Source organism: Phycisphaeraceae bacterium (assembly GCA_019636675.1).
Classification (GTDB): domain Bacteria; phylum Planctomycetota; class Phycisphaerae; order Phycisphaerales; family UBA1924; genus JAHBXC01.
In genome coordinates, this window is the sequence record JAHBXC010000007.1 from 35,882 (window position 1) to 57,522 (window position 21,641).

Genomic DNA, 21,641 nt, shown 5'->3' on the forward strand with positions numbered 1-21,641 from the left:
ATCTCCTGGACGCGCCCGGCTCGAGGGCGCGTGGGCGAGACACTAGATATCGGGTAGATACATGTCAAGAATGCATCGATAGACTGATTATCTTAATTCGCCTTTCCTGTTGGGAGCCAGCCATGTCAGGACACGAACCGCTCGGCGCGACCCCAGTTGGAACCCTCGTCGTCCAGAACCCTTCGCGCGCCAGGGCGCTCGAGCGCCTGGGCATCGACTACTGCTGCGGCGGCAAGCGGACTCTGGCCGACGCGTGCGCCGCGCGCGGCGTCGAGCTTGAACACGCCGTCGCGCTCCTCGCCGAGGAGGACGCCAGGCCCGGCGCCCGTAGACGCGATCCGTCGGGGATGCCCCTCGCGGAACTCATAGCCGACATCGAGCAGACGCATCACGCGCACCTTCGCGCCGAGCTCCCGCGTCTCGACCGCCTGACCGAGAAAGTCCTCCGGTCGCACGGGGACCGCGACCCTCGCCTCGCCGAGGTCCGCCGGGTCTTCGTCGCGATGCGAGACGAGCTCGAGCGTCACATGATGACGGAGGAGCGCGTGCTGTTCCCGATGGTTCGCGATCTCGAGACGGGCGTCGCGACCGGCGCTGCGCCCGTGTCGTTGCGAGAGACGCTGGAGCATCTGGAGTCCGAGCACACGCACGCCGGGAACGCGCTCGCGTTCCTTCGCGCCGCGACAGACGGGTTCACCCCGCCCGAGCGGGCCTGCACCACCTGGAGGGTGCTGCTAGACTCGCTGGGCGCGTTCGAGCGCGACATGCACGAGCATGTCCACAAAGAAAACAATGTGCTCTTTCCCCGCGCGCTCGCGCTCGAGAAGCAACGGCGTGATCCGGTCGCGCCGGGGGCCCCGGCGCGCTGATGACTTTGTGCCGACGGAGACCCCGGCGTTGGACGAACAACCGAATCTGAAGCACGGACGCGTCGGCGTGATCGGCGCAGGCGCGATGGGCCTGAGTCTTGCCGCAGCCCTCGGCGCGTCAGGGCCGGTCACGCTCGTCTGCCGCGACCCGGCCCTCGCCGATCGCATCCGAAGACAGGGCGCCACGGTGCGTGGGCTGGGCAGCGCGCACGCGGACCCGGACATCGTTCCCTCGATCGCCCGGCTCGCGGATTGCGGCCCGGTGCACGCGGTGTTCGTGGCGACCAAGACCAGCGCGATCGCGCAGGTCGCGGGCGAGCTGCGCCCCGTGCTGCACCGGCTCGGGCCCGAGGGCGCCACGCCGTTCGTGGTGAGTTTCCAGAACGGGATCGAGAGCGGGCGGCAACTCATGGAGCACCTGGGCGATCCGCGAGTGCTGAGGATGGTGCTGAACTACGGCGCGCGCATCGCGCCCGACGGCGCGGTCGAGGTCACGATGACGCGTCCCCCCCACCGCATCGGTCGTCTCGACCCGGCGCACGCCCCGGCCTGCCGCGCGCTGGCGGCCCGGATGAGCGCCGGCGGGCTCGACGCCCAGGACGTGGACAATATCGAGCCGTTCGTGTGGACGAAGGGCCTGATCAACGCCTCGGTGAACCCGGTCGCGGCGCTCACGGACAACTCGGTGGGCGAGACGCTCGACTCGCCGGCGCGCAGTGTGGTCGAGTCGTTGCTGGACGAGGGGCTGGGCGTGGCGCAGGCCGAGGGCATCGACCTGGGCGATGACGCGCGGGACCGTCTGTGGGCGATGATCGAGTCCGCGCGGGCGCACACGCCCAGCATGGTCGAGGACATCCGCGAGGGGCGCCCGAGCGAGGTCGGCCAGCTCAACCGGCAGGTGACAGCGCACGCCGAGCGCGTCGGCGTCGCGACACCGACGCACCGCGTGGTGACGGCGCTTATCGACGCGTTCGATTGGCGCGTATTCCGGCGCGGCGATGCGGCGTCGACGGCGCGGGGGGCGTCGTCACCGCCCTGAGACCGCCGCACGCGCGTGCTCGAGATCGATCACCTCGCCGTCGTGCTGCCTTGCAAAGGCCGCCGCGTCTGCGCCGTCCTTGAACGCGGCGAGGTGTGATCCCATCGGTGTGCGTAGGGACCGCGCGAGGACGAACCGCGCCGAGTCGGCGTCGATCCACGCGCGCGTGCCGTGATCGCGCGCCCAGCGTCGGACCACGACGAGGTTCCCCCGGCTGTTCTCCAGATTGAACTGGCAGTTGAAGTCGTCGAACAGGAGCGTCTCGTTGCCCCTGTCGCCAGCGATGACGGTCGCCACGCCGAACCGGTCGTCGCTGATGATCATGCCGCATTCGACGCAGGTCGACTCGCCGTAGACGATGGCCGGCGGCGCGTTGGGATCTGCCTGACGACACCCGGCGAGCGCGCCGAGCGCCAGGAGCGCGGCGGTCATTCTCAGACAGTTCATGGCGCGGATCTCCGTGAGAAGACGACGGTCGCGAGCATGAGCGGGAGCACGGTCCACGCGGCGAGCACGCCGGCGAGCATCCAGGGGAGCGCGTGCCCGAAGGCCTGGGTCGAATACACGCCCACGGGGCCGAGCACATCGAGCGAGCCGTTCATCGCGATGACGACGCTCATCTTGAACGCCTGGAGCGGGTTGACGATCGCGAGGGCGAAGACCTCCTGCACCCTCAACCGGAAGATGAGCGAGCTCGCCATGAGGCCCAGATCGCTCACGAACACGAGCACGAGCCACGCGAACAGCGAGACGCCCGTCGCGACGCCGGAACGGCGCGAGAGCGCCGAGACGAGCATCCCGACGGCGAGCATGGAGCACGCGAGCGCGCAGGTGACGCCCACGAGCGTCGCGAATGCGCCGATGCCGACGGCGCCCGTCCGGATCGCGAGCGCGATCGCGCTGAGCCCGAAGCCGAAGAGCAGCGCGCACCACAGCGCCAGCGCGAGCCCGATGAACTTGCCGAGAAAGATCTCCGTGCGCGACACGGGCTGCGCAACCAGGTACAGCAGCGTCCCGCGCTCGCGCTCCCCGGCGATCGTGCCCGCCCCCGCTGTCAGCGCCATCAGGGGCACGACCAGCATGATGAGGTTCAGCAGCCCGGCGGCGGTCTTTCCGAACCCGGCGAAGCCGAAGGAGCCCGTCCCGGCGAGCGAGAGGAACGAGACCGCGACCGACAGCGCCGCGAACGCGAACGCGTACAGAATGAACCAGCGGCTCGAGAGCGCGTCGCGGAACTCCCGGCGGGCCAGCAGCGCGGTGCAGGCGAGCGGGTGACGAGAACGCTCGGTCAGCGGCGTGGGCGCAGGGGCGAGGGTGCTCATGATCCAGCCTCCTTCGCGTCGTGGTCGTCGAGGAACTCGAAGTCACGCACCTCGATCGAGGCGCGAGCGAGCACCTGGATCGGGGTCGCCTTGCGGTCGCTCGACGTCGTGACGCACAGGCCGTTCCCGTTGAGATGGGCGTCGACGCCGGCGTGTCGCAGCGTCGCGTAGGCGACGTCCAGCGAGTCCGACGACACACGCAGGCGGATGCGTCGGGTGTGCCCGTGCTCGCCCCACATGTCGCGCGGGCCGCGGTCGGCGGCGATGCGCCCCTTCTCCATGACCAGCACGCGATCGGCCAGCGACGCGACCTCTTCTGGACGGTGCGAGGCGAACACGATCGTCTTGCCTCGCGACTTCAGACCCCGGAGTGCTTCCATCACATCGTCGCGCCCCGAGGCGTCGAGGTTGGAGGTCGGTTCGTCGAGCACGATGACCGGCGGGTCGGAGACGAGCGCCACAGCGAGCGCGAGGCGCTGCTTCATTCCGCCCGAGAGGTCGCGGACGCGTTTGCGCTGATGGCCCTGCAGATTGACGGCCCCGAGGGCTTCGACCGCCCGGTCCACGCTGACGCCCCGGAGTTGCGCGAAGAACGCGATCGCGCTCCCGAGGCGGGTGTCGTCGTGGAAAGAGAGTTCCTGCGGGACATACCCGACGAGCGCGCGAGCGGCGCGGCCGCGTCGGCGCACATCGACGCCGGCGATCGAGATGCTCCCGTGGAACCGGAACACGCCGAGGATGCATCGGATCAGCGTGGTCTTGCCGGCGCCGTTGCTGCCCCACAGCGCCAGGGCCCGTCCGGCCTCCAGCTCGAACGAGGCGTCGTCGACCGCGACAGCGCGTCGGAACCGCTTGGTGACATGGTGTGCGACGATCATGCGCTGACCCTCCCCTGTGTTCCGAGCGCCGCGTTGTCGCGAGCGAGCCAGAGCGCCACGCCGCACGCGATCGCGAAGAGCGAGACGCCGAGCGCGAACATCGGGCCTCGCGCACGCGGGTCTTCGGGATCACCGAATTCGAGCTGCGGCGGGCGCGCGAGCGGGTGCTCGTCGATGAGTTTGGGCTCGGGTCGGACTTCGGGCAGCATCCGCGCCGTGAACTCGACGGTCTGCTGCGCCGGGCTGTGCTGCAGGATGCGGAGATTCGGCTCGCGCGCGAGGAGCGATTCGAAGAGACTCCGCGGCTCGTACGCAAGGTCGCCCACGCCGTCGTTGTCGGCGTCGAAGCCGGCGTAGTCCGACCAGAAGTTGCCCACGCCGCCCTCCGAGAAGCGGTTGAGGGTCAGCGAGCCGCGCCCGTGAACCGACACCTGCTCCTCGTTGTCGAGGAAGACGTTGCCGGTGAACACGTTGTCGTGGGTGTTCGGGGTCGCCACGACGCCCGTCTGGTTGTAGGCGATGAGATTGCCCCGCACGGACCCTGTCGAATCGATCGACGACGGGCTGTTGTCGATGTACAGCCCGACGCGGTTGGCCAGCAGCGCGTTGTGTTCGATGACGATGGCGTCGCAGTCCTTGAGCCCGATGCCGTAGCCGCTGGCGCCGCGGTTGTTGACGATGGTGTTGCCTTCGAGCGTGATGCCCTTGCTGTACATCAGGTACACGCCGACGGAGTTGGCCGTCAGCGTGTTGTCGCGGAGCGTGGTGTCGTGGCTGTACATGAAGTGCAGCCCGTACCTGCTGCCGCGCACGCGGTTGCGCGCGACGCTCATGCCCTCGGAGTACCAGAAGACCACGTCGCGGCTGTCGGAGACGTCGTTGTCCTCGACCACGCTGTCGGCGCTCCACCACAGGCGGATCGCGTCGCCTCTGCGCTCGGGGCCGAGCGGCTTGCCCGACACACGGTTGCGTCGGACGACGGACCCCGGCGCGGTGCGCAGATCGATGCCGAAGAGCGCGTCCTCGACGATGTTGTCCTCGATCACGACGGGTCCGGTCTCGGCGCGGATGGCGGCCGGCTCGCGATCGATGCCCGACGCGGTGTTCCGCACCGTGAATCCGCGGAAGGTGACGCCTTCGGAATTGAGCACGACCACGGCGTCGGCGCCCAGCCCGTCGATCTCGACCCGGCCTGCCCCGTCGAGCACGATCGGCCGGTCGACGACGAGCGTGCCGGCGTAGAGACCGGCGGGGACGAGCACGCGGTCGCCCGGCGCCGCGTCAGCGATCAGGGCCGCGATGTCGCTGGTCGGCCGGGCGGTTTGCGCGCTGGAAGGCGACGCGAGCAGCGCGATCGCCAGGATGACGAGCGCGGGTTTCATGCGTCCCTCATGGCCTTGACGAGCGGGAGGTAGGCGCGCCGATGGAAGAACAGCGCGACGACGATGGTGACGGACGCCGCCGCCGCCAGGAGCAGACCCCCACCGGGCCACGCGACCGTCTTGAACTGGCCGACGAGGCCCGTGCCGAGGATCGGGGGCACGAAGGGCTGGATCGCCGACGAAAGCGGCGCGTGCGGGTCGAGGTTGGTCCCGAAGTGGCGCATCCAGAGGTGCAGGTCGAGCAGGAACACGCCCGGGAAGAGAATGACCGGGACTGCCAGCGCCGCGGCCCATCTCGTGTGGAGGTACGCGCTCAGTTCGAGCATCACGACCATCGCGATCATCGCGTACACGCCGACGCTGCGCTCGAACTGCGCGGCCTCTTCGAGCGAGCGCATGCCGATGTAGTGGTTCAGCCCGTCGATCTCCACGACATCGCCCGAGAGGTGATTCAGGTACGCGATCAGACGCAGATTCTCGGGGTACTGCGGGGCGTGCAGCTCCATGTGCCAGTACGGCAGAAAGAGCGACACGAGCAGCAGCACCCGCGCCGTCAGCAGCAGGAACCCTGGAGCGCCGTACCGCAGGGAATGGGCGGACCGCTCCGCGGGGTCGACACGGGGGCCCAGGATGCGGTCGAGGAGCGTCGGTTTCACGGCGGCGCCTTTCGGTTCGTGGATGCGCGCGGCGCGTTCGTCGGCGCGGAATCCGCCCCGGCGCGTGTCCACGCCGGGCGCGGCGAAGGGATTCACCTGGGTTCGACCATGAAGTACCCCATCATCTCCAGATGGAGCGCGGAGCAGAACTCAGAGCAGTAGAACGGGAAGGTTCCCGGCGTGTCGGCGATGAACTCGAGTCTCACGGTCTCGCCCGGCTCGAGACTGACCGAGATGTTGTACGCCGGCACCGCGAAGCCGTGCGTCGCGTCGACGGCGCGCTCGAGGTTCGTGATGCGCCAGACGACCTTGTCGCCCTGCTTCACGGTGATGTGCTCGGGGTTGAAGTGGCTGCGCACCGCGGTCATATGGACCTCGACCGTGTCGCCGGTGCGCACGACACGCTCCTGGCCCTTCTTCGGCGCCATCGGGTCGAGCGACTGCGTGTGCGGGTTCCAGCCGACCTCCGGGTAGACGCTCCATGGTTTCAGAAGATCGGCCTTGATGATCTGCGCGTAGTGCGGCTCGCCGAAGCCGACGGGCATGTCGTAGATGACGGGCATGGCCGCGCCCTTCGCCGAGATGTCGATCAGCTGGAAGTTCTGCGCGAGCAGCGGGCCGGGGTGCAGGAAGCGGTCGACCGACCACTTGTTGAACGCGACCAGGTAGCCGCCGAGCGGGTTCACGGTGTCGCCGTGCACCGCGCCGATGTGGCCGACGTTGTAGTGGACCGGCGTCTTGTGCACGAGCGTCCAGTCCGGCTCGGGCGTGGCCTTGCCGTATTCGCCGCCCATCGACCAGCGGGCGACGGCCGAATCGAGGAAGAGCGAGGTGTACGCGTATCCGTCATTGCCGAACTGCGTGTGCAAGGGCCCGAGGCCAAGCTCGATGCGGGCTTCAACCACCGAGTCGAAGTCGAGGATCGGGATGCCGTACGCGTCAGACCCCGAGAACTTCTTCGTCTCGATGGCGCGTTTGATCTTCTCGAAGGAATAGACGGTGACGTGCGGATCGAGCTTGCCCGAGACGACGATGAAGTCGCCCCTGGGCGCGACATCCACGCCGTGCGGGCTGCGCGGCTCGGGCGTCAGGTAGAGGATGCCCTGCTCCATCGCGGTGCGCAGCGACAGCACGGGGAAGCCGCCCATCGGCTCGGCCTTGCCTGCCTTGAACGCGGCCTCGGCTTTCTTCCAGTCGACGATGTGCATGTAGTCCGTCGCGTTGCGGCTCACGCCCGCCTCGAAGGGCGGTTTCTTGTCCTGGATGCCGCCCGTCGCGAGTTCTGTGTTCAGCGAGTTGAGGAACAGGTACCCGTCGCTGGCGAGTTTGCCGGCGTCGACGAGGTCCTGCCAGTACGGGGGCAGCTCGAGGGCGAAGGACTGGTCCGGATCGATGCGCCCCTTGCGGCGATCGAACTTCCAGAAGATCACCGACCCGCGGTGCGTGTCCTTGTAGGACGCGATCGGGGCGTATTCGAAGCCCATCGGCGCGCCGTACTGCGAGCTCTCGATCACGTACTCGGTGTTGGGGGTGACGCAGAGCCCGTGGTTGCTGACCGTGAGCGGGTTTTTGAGGATCTGCTTGGTCTCGAAGTCGCGCAGGTCGATCACCGCGACGCGCGCGTTGATCTTGTCGTTGATGAAAAGCCATTGCCCGTCGTAGTCGCCGTTGGTCTCGGAGAGCGCCGGGTGGTGCGTGTCGCCCCACAGGTTGGGCTTCCCGAGCACGTCGCCGCCGGCGAGCACGTCGTTGCCCACGCCGTAGCCCCACCCCTGCCAGGGCTCGGGCGTGAAGACCGCGATCGTGCGCAGCAGGCGCATCGAGGGCGCGCCGATGACATGCACCTGCCCGCTGTGGCCTCCCGACGCGAAGATGACGAACGGGTCCTTCATCCCGCTGGGTGTGTAGGTCTTCGCGGCGGCGAGCAGGTCCGTCGTCGACAGCCCGCGCTCGCGCGCCACGCGCTGCACATCGTTCATCGACTGCGCCGACACTCCCGACGCCAGACCCGCGGCGACGACCGCCGCGACGATCCAACCGTTCCTCGTCTTTCCGTCCAGTCTCATGGCGCGCCTTCCTTTCGGCGTGCCGCCGCCGCGCGGGTCAGCGACCCGACTCGGCGTGCAGCGTGCGGATGTATTTCACGATCGATTCGAGCTGCTCGTCGGTGATCGCCGGGTTCCCGCCCTTGGGGGGCATGTCGAGCCCGCTCGTGTTGTCCGGGTCCCAGATGGGGCGCCCCGTCTTGATGAACGCGATGAGTTCGGGATCGGATCTGGTCCCGATGAAGTCGCTCCCGACGAGCGCTTTGCCCAGCCCGTCGAGCCCCTCGCCGCGCGGCCCGTGGCACGCGGAACACGACGCGAGGAACGCGTCGTGACCGACGCCGCCGGCGCGACCGACGCCGGTCGCTTCGGCGCTCCCGCCTGTCGCGACGATCCACTGCTCGAGCGACACCGTCGGCGCACCCGGCTCCTGCAGCGTGCGCAGGTAGGCCACCACGCTGCGCATCTGCGCGTCGCTGAGGCCACGCGCCCCGCGCGCCGGCATCACGGCGCCCGTCGTGTTCAGCGGATCATCGGGCAGGCGACCGTCGGCGATGACGCCCAGCAGGTCGTCGTCGGAATGCTCCTGCACGAACGAGCTGTTGCGCAGCGGCTTGCCCAGACGCGCCACGCCCTGCGCGTCGGCGCCGTGGCAGACGGCGCACGAACTCGCGTAGACCGTGCGACCCTCCAGAAGCGTCGCCGGCGCAACGCCCAGCGACTTCGCCCAGACCAGCGTCGGGTCGCGAGGCGGCTCGGGCGTCACCGACACCATCAGGGTCAGAATCGCCGGGAGTGTCAGCGTGAGCATCACGCCCATCCCCAGCGCGCGACCCCGGAACGGGTCGGATCCGACCCCAGTGCCCAAACCCGACGCCGCCCCTCTCGCGGCCCGGCGAGCGTCACGATTGTCGTTCTGGCGAAGGTCACGCATGGCTGATCCCCATTCACGGGCTCATCATCGGCCATTTCTTAGTATTCGTGCATTTATACCTACAAATACTCTATCAGGGTTTGTCGCAGTGTCAAGGCGCACGAGCGGGAGATCGGGGCGCCGCCCGGCCTTGGTGATTTTGGATTTTGTACGGGCCGCGGCGTCGGGCCCTGAACGCACAACGCCGGGGTCGCAGATCGCGACCCCGGCGTCACTTTGGTGTACGAGTTTCGACGCTCCGATGCGCTCAGGACGGGCAGTCGGTCCCGAACGCGCCGAGGACGGCGTTCAGGTCGGTGAAATTCACCACGCCGTCGTCGTTCGTGTCGGCCGGGAGGTCGTCGCCAGTCTGCCCGAACGCGGTGAGCACCGCGTTGAGGTCGGCGAAGTTCACCTGGCCGTCGCCGGTCACATCCGGCGCGCACGACGCGCGCGGGACGAAGGCGCACGCGAAGTCGTACTGCACGATCGAACCGCTCGGCCCGCTGTACCCGTCGATCTCGACGGTCCCGAGCGAGGTCTCACTGCCCACGAGCCCGACGAACGCGCCGATCGCCACGGCGCCGAACTCGGTGGTCGTGACTTCGACGCGCCGGACAGGGATCGCGGACCTGAAGCCCAGACCGCCGGCCAGGATGGCGTTGGTGCTCGGCAGCGTCGTGATCGACTGCAGGAACGCGAGTTCGGGGCCCTCGTCGATGAAGAGGTCCATCGTGGCGATCGCTCCGCTCGCGAGCGAGCCGAAGTAGGTGTAGAACCCCGTCACCGGCGGGTCGAACTCGAACACCACGAGCCCGTTGCCGGCGGAATTGTCGAGATTCGCATCGGACACCGCCGGGGCGCCCGAAGCGTCGGTGATCGCGCACACGGGGTTCGTCCCCTGGAACGACGACACTGTCAGCGTGCCGCCGTCGAGCGCGATCACGACGGGACCCGAAGGGTCGCCCACCAGGCAGCCGCCTGCGTCGGCGAAGCCGGGGAAGAACTCGTCGAAGGCGTACGCCTCGGACGGCGCGGCGGCCATCCACGCGGCGGCTTCCCTTCGATAGATCTGCGTGGTGAAGACGCCTTCGTACGCGCCCATGTCCACGGTCGCGACGCCCCCGGGCGCGCTCGGCGCGATGCGCGGGTTGCCGTCGAGATCGAAGGGGATCGGCTCGGTCGTGTCGGCGTTGCCGTTGAGATCGAGGAAGTCGGGCGGGACCAGCGCGTTGCTCCCGGCGTCGACGCCGGGGCTGGCGGTGGTGAGCCGGAAGTTCCCTGCCGATTGATCGATGAACTGCGGGTTACCGAAGCGATTGCTCGACCCGATGACCACGGAACCGCTGGAGAGCGGGGTGCTGGAGTAGTTGTTGTAGTCGATGGTGATCAGCGCGCCGGACTCCGACCGGAACACGATGCCGCTGCCGGAGGCGCCCAGCGCGAAGATGTTGTTGAACGCTTCAACATGAGCGCCGTTTCCGTTTGCGAGGACGCCGGTCCTCAGGCTGCCTGCGCCGGGACCAGCCGGGGATGAGTTCGAACCGGTTGACCCATTGCTCCCGCTCGATCCGTTGGTTCCGCCCGAGGGCGCGGTCCCCCCTGCGCCGCCGAAGCCGCCCGGGCCGCCGCTGCCGCCCTGGCCGCCGCTGCCGCCTGCGCCCGGCAGCATGTCGGCGACGGTGTTGTTCACGAACGAGACGATCTGGCTGTTGTTGAACGCGCCGAGCGCCGCGACCTGCCCGCCGGCGCCGCCGGTTCCGCCCAGGTTGCCTGCGCTTCCTCCGTTGCGCGCCGACCCGCCGTTGCCGGCTGTGCAGAAGAGGCCCGTGCAGTTCCCGCCTCTGCCGCCGTCGCCGCCCCGCCCGCCGTTGCCCTTCCTGCCGCCGGTTCCACCGGCGCCCGCTTCGATGTTGTAGATGAGATTCTGGAAGGCGTAGAGATCGTCGGTCGCGGACTCGATCCTGATCGCTTCCGCCCGGCCGCCGACGCCGCCGATGCCTCCCGGCCCGCCGAAGCCGGGAGCTCCGCCGGTCCCGCCGTTGCCACCGCTGGTGAGACCGTTCAGGCCATGGCCGCCACGCCCGCCGCCCCCGCCCGTGCCGCCGACGCCGCCGGTCCCGCCGACGCCGCCCCGGATGTTGCGGATGGTGTTGTAGCCGATGGTCGCGCGCGCGCCCTGGGACACGAGGATGCCGTACGCGGCGCGGCCCTCGCCGCCAGTCCCGCCACCGCCGCCAGGTGAACCGCTCCCGCCCATGGAGCCGTGGGGTGAGAAGAGTTCTCCGTCTGCGCCCGGGCTGCCGGCCGTGCCGAACGAACCCGTCGAGCCCATCGAGCCCGGAGACCCAACGATGCTCTCGATCGTGCAGCCAAGGATGATCGGGCTGGCGTCGCCGCCGCGCACGCGGATCCCGCTCGGGCTGGAGACGACCTGGAAGAGCGGGCCGAGCTGGCGGATCGTGCTGTTCTGGATCACGGGCGACGCGTCGATGATCTCGATGCCGTTCTCGCGGAAACGCTCGATGAGCGCGCCGGTGATCTCGCCGTCGGACCCAGGCTCGAAACGCAGGCCGACCCAGGAGCTCCCTTGGGGCTGGAAGCGCACCGGCGTCCCCGGCGTGCCGTTGACCAGCAGCGTGCCCGTGGGCCCGACGACGAACGCGGCGTCCGTGCCCATGCGCACCGTGACGCCCGGCTCGATGATGAGCGTGTCCGTAACCGTGAAGGTCGCGGTGAGGGTGACCGTGCTGCCGGCGGTCCATGTGGTCTGCGCCGAGCAGACGCCGCCGCTCGCGAACGCGACAACCGCCGCCGCGCCAACGACTTTGAGGAAAGACCCGACACCGTGAGATGAGGTGCGTTGCATCGCCCTGCTCCTTTCCATGGGGGTCCCGGAGTGGGACCCCACGGGAAGAGGGGCGACATCGGGGCGGGGCGCGCCCGGAAGAAGGAGAGAACGCTCACTCCGCCGCGGCGTGCTGCTGCATGAACTGGAGCCATGCCGCCTGAACACCCGCGAGGTTGGCGTCGAGGCGTTGCTGGACCAGCGCAACCGTGGGGTCGCTCTGGGCCGCGGCCAGCGCGGCCCGCTCGTCCTGCGTGAACGCGCCGTCGGGCAGGCTGTCGTGTTCCGACACAAGAGCCTAACACGATTCTCCTCTATCTCACCCAGCTGCCCCACCCAATTAAATCATCAAGCACAACCCTAGAATACTCGTTGTCAATAAACATCTTCCTGCCACAACTTCGCTCCCGAACAGGAAAGGATCGGGCTACTACCCAGCTTCTAATCTGAGAATAAAACTTTCTCAGACTCAACGGCGGACGCTCTTCCACATCGTTGATAAAGTAGGTCGGATAGTAGGACGCGAAGCCGACAGTCCGCTGCGCGGCCGTCGCCACACCTTGCGAAAGACTTATCTCAATAACCGGCCCCCACGACCGAGACGCGGCGGAGTACATTGGCCCGAAATGAATATTATTTACAAGATAAGTAACCGGATTTGTTATTGTATACAAATCAGACAGAACATTAAATGGCCCAATGGCTCTGCCGCGATAGGAAAGCACTTCGTCGGCGCTTGTCAGCACTGGGAACTGCGGGACAGTGTGGCCGTACGGCACAACGAGAAACCGTCCTCCCATCTGAAGGATGAACTCAATCATGCCGTACTGCTGAGTTTCCGTGAGAACGAACTCGATTTCAGGCATGCAGCTACTCGTCCTTCGCTCGCTTCCAGTTCGTCAACTTTCCGCTGATGATACGGTGTCCCCTTCGAGCCGTACGGGTTGTTGATACTCTCCGTCGTGACCCATGTCCCGAGCGCCGGATCGTACCAGAGTCCGTTCGCGCGTCATGCGCCGCGAGATACGGTGCGTCACCCCAAAACGACACGCGGCCCCCAGGATCGCTCCTGCGGGCCGCCGTTATTGGCTCGCGTGTCTCGGCCGTAATGACCCCACGGGGATTCGAACCCCGGTTTCCAGGATGAGAACCTGGCGTCCTAGACCAGGCTAGACGATGGGGCCGGGCTTGTCGGTCCGGCGGCTGGATGGCCGCCGCTCCCGGTCTCATTTCCGGGAGAGGCAACGGTACGACCGACCACGCCGGTGGTCAATCCCTCGGCCCCCGGGGGCGCCGGCGGGCGTCGTGCCGCGGGCGTCCCGCTCAGGCCTTCACGCCGGTCGACAGGCGACGGAGTTGGGCCAGCGCGTAGACCGCGGCCTCGGACTCGCTGCCGCCCACGACGGCGCCCGCCGGGGCGCCCTGCGCGTCGCGCCATTCGGCGCGATAGCAATCGAAGAGCTGCACGAAGCGGATGGACAGTTCGAAGCCCGCCGCGGCGAACTCTCGCTGGACGCGCAGCAGCCCGGGATAGACGCGACCCTCGGCGGTGTGCTGGCACCCGGTGGTGTCCATCGCCGACCAGCCGGTCGCCGTCAGTTCGTCGATCGCGAAGTCGAGTCCCATCGTCGGCCTCCTCCCTGCGCCGGGGCGCAGGCGAAGCGTGCATCCATCCATCATCGACCGATTCGCGAGGTCCGAACCGGGCTTGACGCCACCGGAACAAGTGTATCGCCCCTGCGCCCGGCGCGTCCATCAGGGTTTCGCGCGGGTGGCGCTGGTCCGGAGAGAAGCGGCCAAGCCCCGCCGCATGTCTGGCTTTACCGACCCCGGAACCGACCCCTACCGTCAGGTTATCAGGCGTCCCGCGGCGTCTGCGTGCGTTCTCCGGCCCATCCCCCACCGAGCCAAAGGCAGCCATGACGCCCCCTCCCGAGCATCCCGACGCGTCATCCCCGCCGATCAGCACACTGGGGGAACTCCGGGCGTCGGGGTATCGCCCCCGCTCGGTGAAAGCGGAACTGCGCGAGAACACCATCGCGGCCCTGCGCGAGAAGCGATCAATCTTCCCGGGGATCGTGGGCTACGAGCGCACCGTCGTGCCGGCGGTGATCGACGCGATCCTCGCGCAGCACGACACGCTGCTGCTGGGGCTGCGAGGGCAGGCCAAGACGCGCATCCTGCGCGCGATGGTGAACCTGCTCGACGAGTGGGTCCCGATCATCGCCGCCGAGGGCTGCGAACTGCCCGACGACCCCGTCGCGCCGGTGACGCTGACCGGTCGCGACGCCGTCGCGGCGCTGGGCGATTCGACGCCGGTGCGCTGGCTGCACCGCTCGGAGCGGTACCTCGAGAAACTCGCGACGCCGGATGTGACGGTCGCGGACCTGATCGGCGACATCGACATCATCAAGCACGCGCAGGGCTACACGCTGGCGGATGAGCGTTCGATGCACTTCGGGCTGATCCCGCGCGCGAACCGGGGGATCTTCGTGATCAACGAGTTGCCCGACCTGGCGCCGCGGATCCAGGTGGCGCTGTTCAATGTGCTGGAGGAGCGCGACATCCAGATCCGCGGGTACCCGGTGCGTCTGAATCTGGATGTGTGCCTGATGTTCTCGGCGAACCCGGAGGACTACACGAACCGCGGAAGGATCGTGACGCCGCTGAAGGACCGCATCGGGTCGGTGGTGCGCACGCACTACCCGAGCGATACGAAGGAGGCGATGCGGATCACGCGCGAGAACGCGTTCGTGGAGCGTGAGGGCGCGCGGGTGCGCGTGCCGGCGGTGATGCACGAGATCCTGGAAGAGACGGTGTCGCAGGCGAGGAAGTCGTCGCACATCAACCAGGCGTCGGGCGTGTCGGTGCGCGCGTCGATCGCGCTGCTGGAGTCGCTGATCTCGGCGGCGGAGCGCCGGGCGCTCTCGACCGGCGAGGGCGAGGTCGTGCCGCGGATCTGCGACACGGGGTATCTGCCGGCGGCGTGCCGCGGCAAGATCGAACTGATGTTGTCGGAAGACGGCGCGTCGGGCGACGGGAAGTCGACGGAGGACCGTCTGATCGAGGCGCTGCTGGGCGAGGCGGTGAAGCGCGTGGTCTCGCGCCTGATGCCGCTGAGCGAGGTGGACACGATCACCGAGGGGTTCACGAAGGGCATGCGCCTGCAACTGGGCGACGACATCTCGGCGTCGGACGCGATCGCGTCGATGGAGCATGTCGAGGGCCTGCTCTCGGCGGCGAAGACGATCGCGAAGAAGGCCGGCATGGACCCGTCCAACGAGCAGGACCTGGCGTGCGCGGGGGAACTCGCGCTGGAGTTCCTGTATGTGAACAACCGGCTGAGCAAACTGGGCGGGTCGATGTACGCTCGCTGAGCGGAGAGAAGAGATTCACCGCAGAGGACGCGGAGGGCGCGGAGGGGGAGAGAGTTGAAGAGAGGGTTTTCTGGGTGCCGCTGTCGGCTTGCCGACAGTGCTACCGCTTCTCCAATGCTCGATCTGAAAGCAGAGGTGGAGTAGAAGAGAGAGCACTGTCGGCAAGCCGACAGTGGCGCCCGGATGGTGTTGCGTTCAGTTACCGAGGGGGCTGACGGTGCGTGTCCAGGCGACGCTGTCGGCGCGGGGGAGGATGAGGTCGTCGAGGCCGCGGGATTCGTTGAGTCGCCAGAGGTTGGCCATCGTCGACTCGGAGGGCTCGATCCAGGACGCGGCGACGACGACGGGCTGCGCGGGCTCCGACGGAGAGAGCGGCGCGTCGGCGCGTTGGTGATCCGACGGAGGAGACGCAGCGGGCGCGCTGAAACCGAGCCACGCGACGATCGCCAGCGACGCGGCCAGCGCGAAGCCCGCGCCGACTGTGCCGAGCACGACGGCGCGCCGTCGCGATCGCTCGGCTCGCACGCGCGACAGGAATGCATCGCCCGCGAGCGGCGCGGCGCGTTCGTCCTCGGCCCACGCGTGGAGCAGGGTGTCGAGTCGTTCGTCAGGCATGATCGGTGTGCTCCAGAGCGCGGGGCGGGGTTGTATCCGGGTCGAGGGCGGCGCGGAGCCGGGCGTGGGCCTCGCGTCGCCACCACGCGACGCTGTTGCGGCTGGCGCCCATGGCCTCGGCGGCGCGGTCGATGCTGAGGCCGCAGGCGTGGGTGAGGGCGACCGCTTCGCGCATCTTGCGAGGGAGCGAGACGATCGCGCCGCGCAGCGCGGCCAGATCGTGGTCGGCGTCGGCCCCGACGAGCGTGAGCGACGCCGAGCGGTGTGACGCGTCGCGCCTCGCGCCGCGCGCACGCGTGCGCAGCATCGAGACCGCGCGCCGCCTGGTCAGCGTCAGCAGCCACGCCTGCGCGTCGCGGACGCTGTCGACCTCGCGAACGGGGGTATCGAAGAGGGAGACGAGGGCGGCCTGGGCGGCGTCCTCGGCGAGTTGTGCGTCGCGGAGGATGGAGCGCGCGTAGAGACGCAGCGACGGGCCGAGACGCGCGAGGAGTTCGCGTGCCGCGGCCTCGTCGCCCCGGCGGGTTCGCCGGAGGAGGGCGGTGAGGTTGGTGTCGCCGCCTTCGGTGCTCATCGCGCGAGAGACTCTCGGAGCGAGGCGAGCAGCGTGTCGCCGCGCTCGAGCGAGCGCAGGAGATTGCTGAAGCTCGGGGCGAGCGTGCCGGTGAGGTCTCCGAACGCGCCGGCGTCCGCGGCCTCGCTCAGCGACGCGAGCGTCGCGCCATCGCGCCGCTCAAGCGCGAGGATGGCGCGCTCCATGTAGAGTTCGTAGAGCGAAATCTGCGAAATGATGTCGCCCCCCTGCGCCAGGTATTGCGCGAGACGGCCCGCGGCGCCTTCGTCGGGGAGAACGCGGAGCCACTCGGCGCCGGCCTCGCCCCGGAGGGTCGAGGCGGCCCATCCGGCGATGACCTCTTTCTCGCGCCGTATGCTGGCGAGAACGCCGAACGGGTCTTTCTCTGCAAAGCGGTCGAGCGCGTCGCGGAGCGTCACGATCTGGTTCGCGTCGAATGCCTTCTGCGAAACGCCCAGCTCGATCACCGGCTGCGCGAGCGCGAACATCGCGAGACTGACCAGCGAACTGATGAGCGTGTCGTCGCTGACGAGGTGCTCGGAGGAGCGGAGCACCGCTTCGAGCGCCTGGGAGGCGTGCGCGGCGTCTCCCTCGGCCAGATCCATACGCGCCCGGAGCAGGAGGATCACCGCGCTCGTGCGCATCGGTCCGAGGTGGGGCAGCAGCGCGTCAAGGCCCTTGTCGTACTCGATCGCGAAGTCGCAGTCAGGCTTGGCCGCGGCTTCGACCAGCCGGCTGATGAGCGAGTCGTCACGCAGGATGTTCAGCACCGCTTCATCGCGGATTGCGAAGTCGGCGTCTCCGATCCGATTGCGGTCAACGCCCGAGATGACTTCCACATGCGCAGGGGTCACCAGCGCGAACGCGCGCCAATAGCGCAGCGCCGCGTTGTCCTTGGAATCGACCGCGAGGGCCGCCGACGCGAGGGTGACGCTCAGGGCCAGTCCGGCGAGGGTGCGTGTGAGGAGGGTCCGCATGGTTCGTGCCCTTCGGAGAGGGGTGCTTTCTCGCCCCACGGCGGGGCGTCCGGGGAGAGGTCGCCGCGGGTCCGGGGTTGTGTGGCGCTCTTGGAAGAGTTTTACCGCAGAGGACGCAGAGGGCGCAGAGATGGGAGAGGGGTGAAGAAGATGTGCAGGGTGGCGTGGTACGGCGCAGCCGTGCCACGGGCATGGGCGGTGGTCCCTCGTGGCACGGCTGCGCCGTACCACGCCACCCCCCTTGTCTCTCCACCCTTCCCCTCTCTGCGCCCTCTGCGTCCTCTGCGGTGAATCTCTTCCCGGGAACATCCGCGGCGTCGCGTACATTGGTTCGACGATGACGACACCCGAACGATCGAGCGAGCCCACTCCCCTGCCGCGCCATAAGGCGGTGACGGCGGACCTTCCCGCGCCCCGCTTCGTGAAACTGGACCCGCACCGGCCCGGCGAGCCGGCGGAAGTCGTCGCGCGCCGGTTCTACGAGGTCATGAAGAAACGGCGCACGGTGCGGATGTTCTCCGACCGGCCCGTCTCGCGCGAGACGATCGAGTGGTGCGTGCGTGCCGCGGGCACGGCGCCCTCGGGCGCGAACAAGCAGCCGTGGCGGTTCGTGTGCGTGAACGACCCGGCGCTGAAGCGCGAGATCCGTCTGGCGGCGGAAGATGAGGAGCGCGAGTTCTACGAGCGGCGAGCGAGCGAGCGCTGGTTGCGCGACCTGCACCCCTTCGGCACAGACGACGATAAGCGGTTCCTCGAAATCGCGCCGTGGCTGGTGGTCGTGTTCAAACTCGTGAAGGATGACGACGAGGGGCAGACCTATTACACGGACGAATCGGTCGGCATCGCGACGGGGTTCTTCCTGGCGGCGTGCCACCACGCGGGGCTCGCGACGCTCACGCACACGCCCAGCCCGATGAAGTTCCTCGCCGAGGTGCTGGGGCGCCCGGCGCACGAGCGCCCCTTCCTGCTGATCCCGGTCGGATACGCGTCGGACGACTGCGTGGTGCCCGACATCTCGCGCAAGGCGCTGGAGCGGGTGATGGTGGTGAACCGCGCCGGGGGGTGAAACTGGACGCCCCGTTTCCCACGGATACGCTCCCTCGCGACGCGCCCTGCAAGGGGGCGCGCGCAGGTCAGGGAGACGAGCGACCATGACAACGACGAACACAACTCTCGCGCCGGTGGTGCGCCACACGGACGAAGCCAAGAACTACAACCTTGGCGGCCATCCGACGGCGGTGCTGCTCAGCGGCGCCGAGACGGGCGGGCAGATGTGCCTGACGGAAGTCACGATCGCCCCCGGGATCGGCCCGCCCCCCCATGTGCACACGCGCGAGGACGAGCAGTTCTTCGTGCTCGAGGGCGAGGTGACTTTTTATGTGGGCGACCGGCGCATCACGGCGCGCGAGGGGACGGCTGTCTTCGCGCCGCGGAACCTGCCCCATCGCTTCTGCAACGAGGGAACGGCGCGGGCGCGGATGCTGGTGATGAGCACCCCCGGCAACTTCGACGCGTTCGCGCGCGACGGGGGGATCGAGGTCCCGCCCGGCACGCGCGAGTCGGGCAGGCCCGACGACCAGGCGATCGCCCGTCTGATCGGGGCGTGCGAGCCGCACGGGATCCGGTTGCTGATGTGAGCCCAGCGGGCGATTGGACGCGTTGACGATCGATCTCTGGTATGATGACGGAGTCGAAAGCCGCGAGCCGCTCGTCATTGTTTGACGGCGCGCCCCGCCCCAACCGGCCTCTTCGGCGCATGGTCAACCCTTATGGCGTCTGCTCCGTTGGTTCGCAACTCTGCGGATTCGCAGACTTTCGTTGTGACGGGCGTCGCGTGCGCCCTGCTGCTTCGCGGCGATGAGTGCGCCGGGCGCCTGAGCGCCGGGATGCTCACGGTCCCGCCGGACATGGGCCCGCCGGCGCACATCCACGACCACGAGGACCAGTACTACTTCGTCGTGCAGGGCGAGATCGATTTCCTGCTGGGGAGCGACCGTCGGCTGACGAAGCCCGGCGACTTCGTGTTCGCGCCGCGAGGCGTGCCCCACGCCTACATGAACCGCACTGATCGCGAGGCGAAGATGCTCGTCCTGACGACGCCCGGCGTGCTGGACAAGATCCTTCCCGAAGCGGGTCGTCAGGTGCTGCCGGGTTCCACGATCGATACGCAGATCACCGACGAGGATCTGGAACGGATGCGCGCCGCGAACGAGAAGTTCGGGCTTCGCTTCGTGTTCTGACGCTCACGCGCGGATCGCGCCTTTGCCCGAGCCGCCCCACATGAGCCAGTCGGGCAGCGCGCGCGGGCGACCCTCGCGGTCGATGCAGCCGAGCGTGGTTTCCGCTTCGATGAGGAGTTCGCCGGGCGAGACGCCGTCCTGCGCGACGCGCCGGACCTCGTAGGCGTGGACGAGTTTCGCGCGCCCGCCGCCGATGACTTTGGCGCTGACGAGCAGTTCGTCGTCGTAGCGCGCGGGTCTTCGGTAGCGGCACTCGAGTTTCACGATGACGAGGAGGATGTCGGCGTCTTCGAGGTCGCGGTAGGTAACGCCGCTGGCGCGCAGGAGTTCGGTGCGCGCCATCTCCAGCCACACGGGGTACACCGCGTGGTGGACGAAGCCCATGGGGTCGCACTCGCTGTAGCGGGCGCGCACGCGGACCGCGCCCTCGAGGAGAGGGCGTGCGGAGGGCGCCGGGGGTGTTGGGGAGCTGCTGGTGGGGTCGGGCACGGGCTGATCGTACGGGCGAGGGCCGGCCGGCTTGTCTCGGGCCGGGGGCGCATATATGTTAGGTTTATGGATGGGTACGGGCTGACCACGCTGTTCCTCGACCTCAACTCGTTTTTCGCCTCGGTCGAGCAGCAGGAGCGACCGGAACTGCGAGGGCGCCCGGTGGGCGTGATCCCGGTGGAGGCGGAGGGCACCAGCTGCATCGCGGCGAGTTACGAGGCCAGGGCATTCGGCGTGAAAACGGGCACGAGCGTGCACGACGCGCGACGGCTGTGCCCGGGGATCCGCCTCGTGTGCGCGCGCCCGAGGGTGTATCTGGAGTATCACCATCGCGTGCTTGATGCGGTGGGCGAGTGCGTGCGTGTGCGCCGGGTGTGCTCGATCGATGAAGTGGCGTGCGACCTGCCCCTGAGCATGCGCACGCCCGAGCGCGTCGAAGAACTGGGTCGCCTCGTGAAGCGCGAGGTGCTGGCGCGCGTGGGCGAGTGCATGAAGAGTTCGGTGGGCGTGGCGCCCAACGGGCTGCTGGCGAAACTGGCGGCGGACATGCAGAAGCCCGACGGGCTGACGGTGCTCACGCTGGCGGACCTTCCCTCGAAGATCCTGCACCTGCCGATCGAGGACATCCCGGGGATCGGCCCGCGCATGGGGCCGCGACTGCGCGCGAGGGGCGTGGGCACGATGGAGGCGCTGTACGCGCAGAGCGAGGCGCAGATGTCGGCGCACTGGGGCGGGATCGTCGGTCGCCGGATGTGGATGTGGCTGCGAGGGCGCGAGGTGGAACTGCCCGGCGTCGTGCATCGCACGATCGGGCACCAGCATGTGCTGCCCCCGGCGCTGCGCAGCGACGAGGGAGCGCGCGCCGTCGTGCTGCGCATGCTCACCAAGGCGATGCTGCGCGCGCGCCACCAGGGGTACGCGCCGAGCCGGCTGACCATCGGCGTGCGCTACGAGGGCGCGTACGACATGCCCGTGCGCCGGTGGTCGGCGTGGACGCCCCTGGGCGACGCGAGCGCGGACCTGGTCAACGCGGTGACGGCGGCGACGGCGCTGTGGGCGACGCGCGACCCGGGCACACCGAAGCAGGTGAGCGTGACGCTGAGCGACCTGGTGGCGCTGTCGAGCGCGACGCGCCCGCTTTTCGAGGAAGAGCGGAAGGGATCGGACCTGACGCACGCGATGCACCTGATCAACACGAAGCACGGGCGCAACACGCTGTACCCGGCGTCGGTGCACACGGCGAGGGACGCGGCGCCCGGGGGCATCGCGTTCCACTGCGTGCCCGACCGGACCTTCCACGATTCGCTGGCGGAGGACGAGGCGAGAACGAGGAGATAACGACGACGCGCGTGGGCGCGGCCCCCGGTCGTGGCACGGCTGCGCCGTACCACACCACCCCACCTTTCCCACTCCGTGC

Annotated in this window: 22 protein-coding genes and 1 tRNA gene; 7 read left to right on the forward strand and 16 right to left on the reverse strand. The window is 68.7% G+C overall.

The features are described from left to right. Positions 1 to 122: 122 nt before the first annotated feature. Both ric and KF684_13870 read left to right on the forward strand, forming a co-directional pair. Positions 123 to 869: an iron-sulfur cluster repair di-iron protein gene (gene ric / locus KF684_13865; protein ID MBX3354012.1), complete on the forward strand. Its 747-nt coding sequence runs from the start codon at positions 123 to 125 to the stop codon at positions 867 to 869. Between the two features lie 28 nt (positions 870 to 897). Continuing rightward, positions 898 to 1,908, forward strand: coding sequence for a ketopantoate reductase family protein (locus KF684_13870; GenBank protein MBX3354013.1), 1,011 nt, complete (start codon positions 898 to 900; stop codon positions 1,906 to 1,908). Here KF684_13870 and KF684_13875 read toward each other — a convergent pair. The 12 genes from KF684_13875 to KF684_13930 form a co-directional block, all read right to left on the reverse strand. Continuing rightward, positions 1,897 to 2,355 (reverse strand): nitrous oxide reductase accessory protein NosL, encoded by a 459-nt coding sequence (locus tag KF684_13875; GenBank protein MBX3354014.1) that lies wholly within the window; start codon positions 2,353 to 2,355, stop codon positions 1,897 to 1,899. The genes KF684_13870 and KF684_13875 overlap by 12 nt on opposite strands. Then, a complete protein-coding gene (locus KF684_13880; GenBank protein MBX3354015.1) occupies positions 2,352 to 3,230 on the reverse strand; it encodes an ABC transporter permease in 879 nt (292 codons plus the stop codon). Before KF684_13880 ends, KF684_13875 begins: the two co-directional genes overlap by 4 nt. Continuing rightward, entirely contained in the window at positions 3,227 to 4,108 is an 882-nt protein-coding gene (locus KF684_13885) for an ABC transporter ATP-binding protein (protein ID MBX3354016.1), read from the reverse strand. Before KF684_13885 ends, KF684_13880 begins: the two co-directional genes overlap by 4 nt. After that, positions 4,105 to 5,490 (reverse strand): nitrous oxide reductase family maturation protein NosD, encoded by a 1,386-nt coding sequence (gene nosD / locus KF684_13890; GenBank protein ID MBX3354017.1) that lies wholly within the window; start codon positions 5,488 to 5,490, stop codon positions 4,105 to 4,107. The genes KF684_13885 and nosD overlap by 4 nt, the downstream gene beginning before the upstream one ends. Further along, positions 5,487 to 6,242 (reverse strand): hypothetical protein, encoded by a 756-nt coding sequence (locus tag KF684_13895; protein ID MBX3354018.1) that lies wholly within the window; start codon positions 6,240 to 6,242, stop codon positions 5,487 to 5,489. Before KF684_13895 ends, nosD begins: the two co-directional genes overlap by 4 nt. Next, a complete protein-coding gene (gene nosZ / locus KF684_13900) occupies positions 6,239 to 8,212 on the reverse strand; it encodes a Sec-dependent nitrous-oxide reductase (GenBank protein ID MBX3354019.1) in 1,974 nt (657 codons plus the stop codon). The genes KF684_13895 and nosZ overlap by 4 nt, the downstream gene beginning before the upstream one ends. Positions 8,213 to 8,249: 37 nt before the next feature. Further along, entirely contained in the window at positions 8,250 to 9,002 is a 753-nt protein-coding gene (locus tag KF684_13905; GenBank protein MBX3354020.1) for a c-type cytochrome, read from the reverse strand. Between the two features lie 370 nt (positions 9,003 to 9,372). Continuing rightward, positions 9,373 to 11,973 (reverse strand): hypothetical protein, encoded by a 2,601-nt coding sequence (locus KF684_13910; protein ID MBX3354021.1) that lies wholly within the window; start codon positions 11,971 to 11,973, stop codon positions 9,373 to 9,375. Positions 11,974 to 12,067: 94 nt separating this feature from the next. Further along, positions 12,068 to 12,244, reverse strand: coding sequence for a hypothetical protein (locus KF684_13915; GenBank protein ID MBX3354022.1), 177 nt, complete (start codon positions 12,242 to 12,244; stop codon positions 12,068 to 12,070). Between the two features lie 22 nt (positions 12,245 to 12,266). After that, positions 12,267 to 12,818 (reverse strand): hypothetical protein, encoded by a 552-nt coding sequence (locus tag KF684_13920; protein ID MBX3354023.1) that lies wholly within the window; start codon positions 12,816 to 12,818, stop codon positions 12,267 to 12,269. A gap of 243 nt (positions 12,819 to 13,061) precedes the next feature. Beyond that, positions 13,062 to 13,136 (reverse strand) — tRNA-Glu (locus KF684_13925). Positions 13,137 to 13,275: 139 nt separating this feature from the next. Then, the gene (locus KF684_13930; GenBank protein MBX3354024.1) at positions 13,276 to 13,578 is read right to left on the reverse strand and encodes a hypothetical protein; all 303 of its coding nucleotides are present in this window, start codon (positions 13,576 to 13,578) and stop codon (positions 13,276 to 13,278) included. A gap of 293 nt (positions 13,579 to 13,871) precedes the next feature. On the opposite strand from KF684_13930, the gene KF684_13935 reads away from it, so the two are divergent. Further along, positions 13,872 to 15,329 (forward strand): sigma 54-interacting transcriptional regulator, encoded by a 1,458-nt coding sequence (locus tag KF684_13935; GenBank protein MBX3354025.1) that lies wholly within the window; start codon positions 13,872 to 13,874, stop codon positions 15,327 to 15,329. A 195-nt stretch (positions 15,330 to 15,524) separates the two neighbouring features. Here KF684_13935 and KF684_13940 read toward each other — a convergent pair whose 3' ends face one another. From KF684_13940 to KF684_13950, 3 genes are read right to left on the reverse strand one after another with little or no spacing between them, the layout of a single operon-like run. Further along, positions 15,525 to 15,944: a hypothetical protein gene (locus tag KF684_13940; protein MBX3354026.1), complete on the reverse strand. Its 420-nt coding sequence runs from the start codon at positions 15,942 to 15,944 to the stop codon at positions 15,525 to 15,527. Then, positions 15,937 to 16,518 carry an RNA polymerase sigma factor gene (locus KF684_13945; protein MBX3354027.1) on the reverse strand — a complete coding sequence of 194 codons (582 nt, stop codon included), beginning with the start codon at positions 16,516 to 16,518 and terminating at the stop codon, positions 15,937 to 15,939. Before KF684_13945 ends, KF684_13940 begins: the two co-directional genes overlap by 8 nt. After that, a complete protein-coding gene (locus KF684_13950) occupies positions 16,515 to 17,495 on the reverse strand; it encodes a hypothetical protein (GenBank protein ID MBX3354028.1) in 981 nt (326 codons plus the stop codon). The genes KF684_13945 and KF684_13950 overlap by 4 nt, the downstream gene beginning before the upstream one ends. A 337-nt stretch (positions 17,496 to 17,832) precedes the next feature. Between KF684_13950 and KF684_13955 the strand changes: the two genes are divergently transcribed. The 3 genes from KF684_13955 (at position 17,833) to KF684_13965 (ending at position 19,735) form a co-directional block, all read left to right on the forward strand. After that, positions 17,833 to 18,561, forward strand: coding sequence for a nitroreductase family protein (locus KF684_13955; protein ID MBX3354029.1), 729 nt, complete (start codon positions 17,833 to 17,835; stop codon positions 18,559 to 18,561). Positions 18,562 to 18,646: 85 nt separating this feature from the next. Then, complete coding sequence (locus KF684_13960; GenBank protein ID MBX3354030.1) at positions 18,647 to 19,132, forward strand: cupin domain-containing protein; 486 nt, start codon at positions 18,647 to 18,649, stop codon at positions 19,130 to 19,132. A gap of 183 nt (positions 19,133 to 19,315) precedes the next feature. Next, positions 19,316 to 19,735 carry a cupin domain-containing protein gene (locus KF684_13965; GenBank protein ID MBX3354031.1) on the forward strand — a complete coding sequence of 140 codons (420 nt, stop codon included), beginning with the start codon at positions 19,316 to 19,318 and terminating at the stop codon, positions 19,733 to 19,735. 3 nt (positions 19,736 to 19,738) lie between these two features. On the opposite strand, the gene KF684_13970 is transcribed toward KF684_13965, so the two are convergent. Continuing rightward, positions 19,739 to 20,224 (reverse strand): acyl-CoA thioesterase, encoded by a 486-nt coding sequence (locus KF684_13970; GenBank protein MBX3354032.1) that lies wholly within the window; start codon positions 20,222 to 20,224, stop codon positions 19,739 to 19,741. Positions 20,225 to 20,290: 66 nt separating this feature from the next. Between KF684_13970 and KF684_13975 the strand changes: the two genes are divergently transcribed. Further along, complete coding sequence (locus KF684_13975; protein ID MBX3354033.1) at positions 20,291 to 21,562, forward strand: hypothetical protein; 1,272 nt, start codon at positions 20,291 to 20,293, stop codon at positions 21,560 to 21,562. Positions 21,563 to 21,641 lie beyond the last annotated feature (79 nt).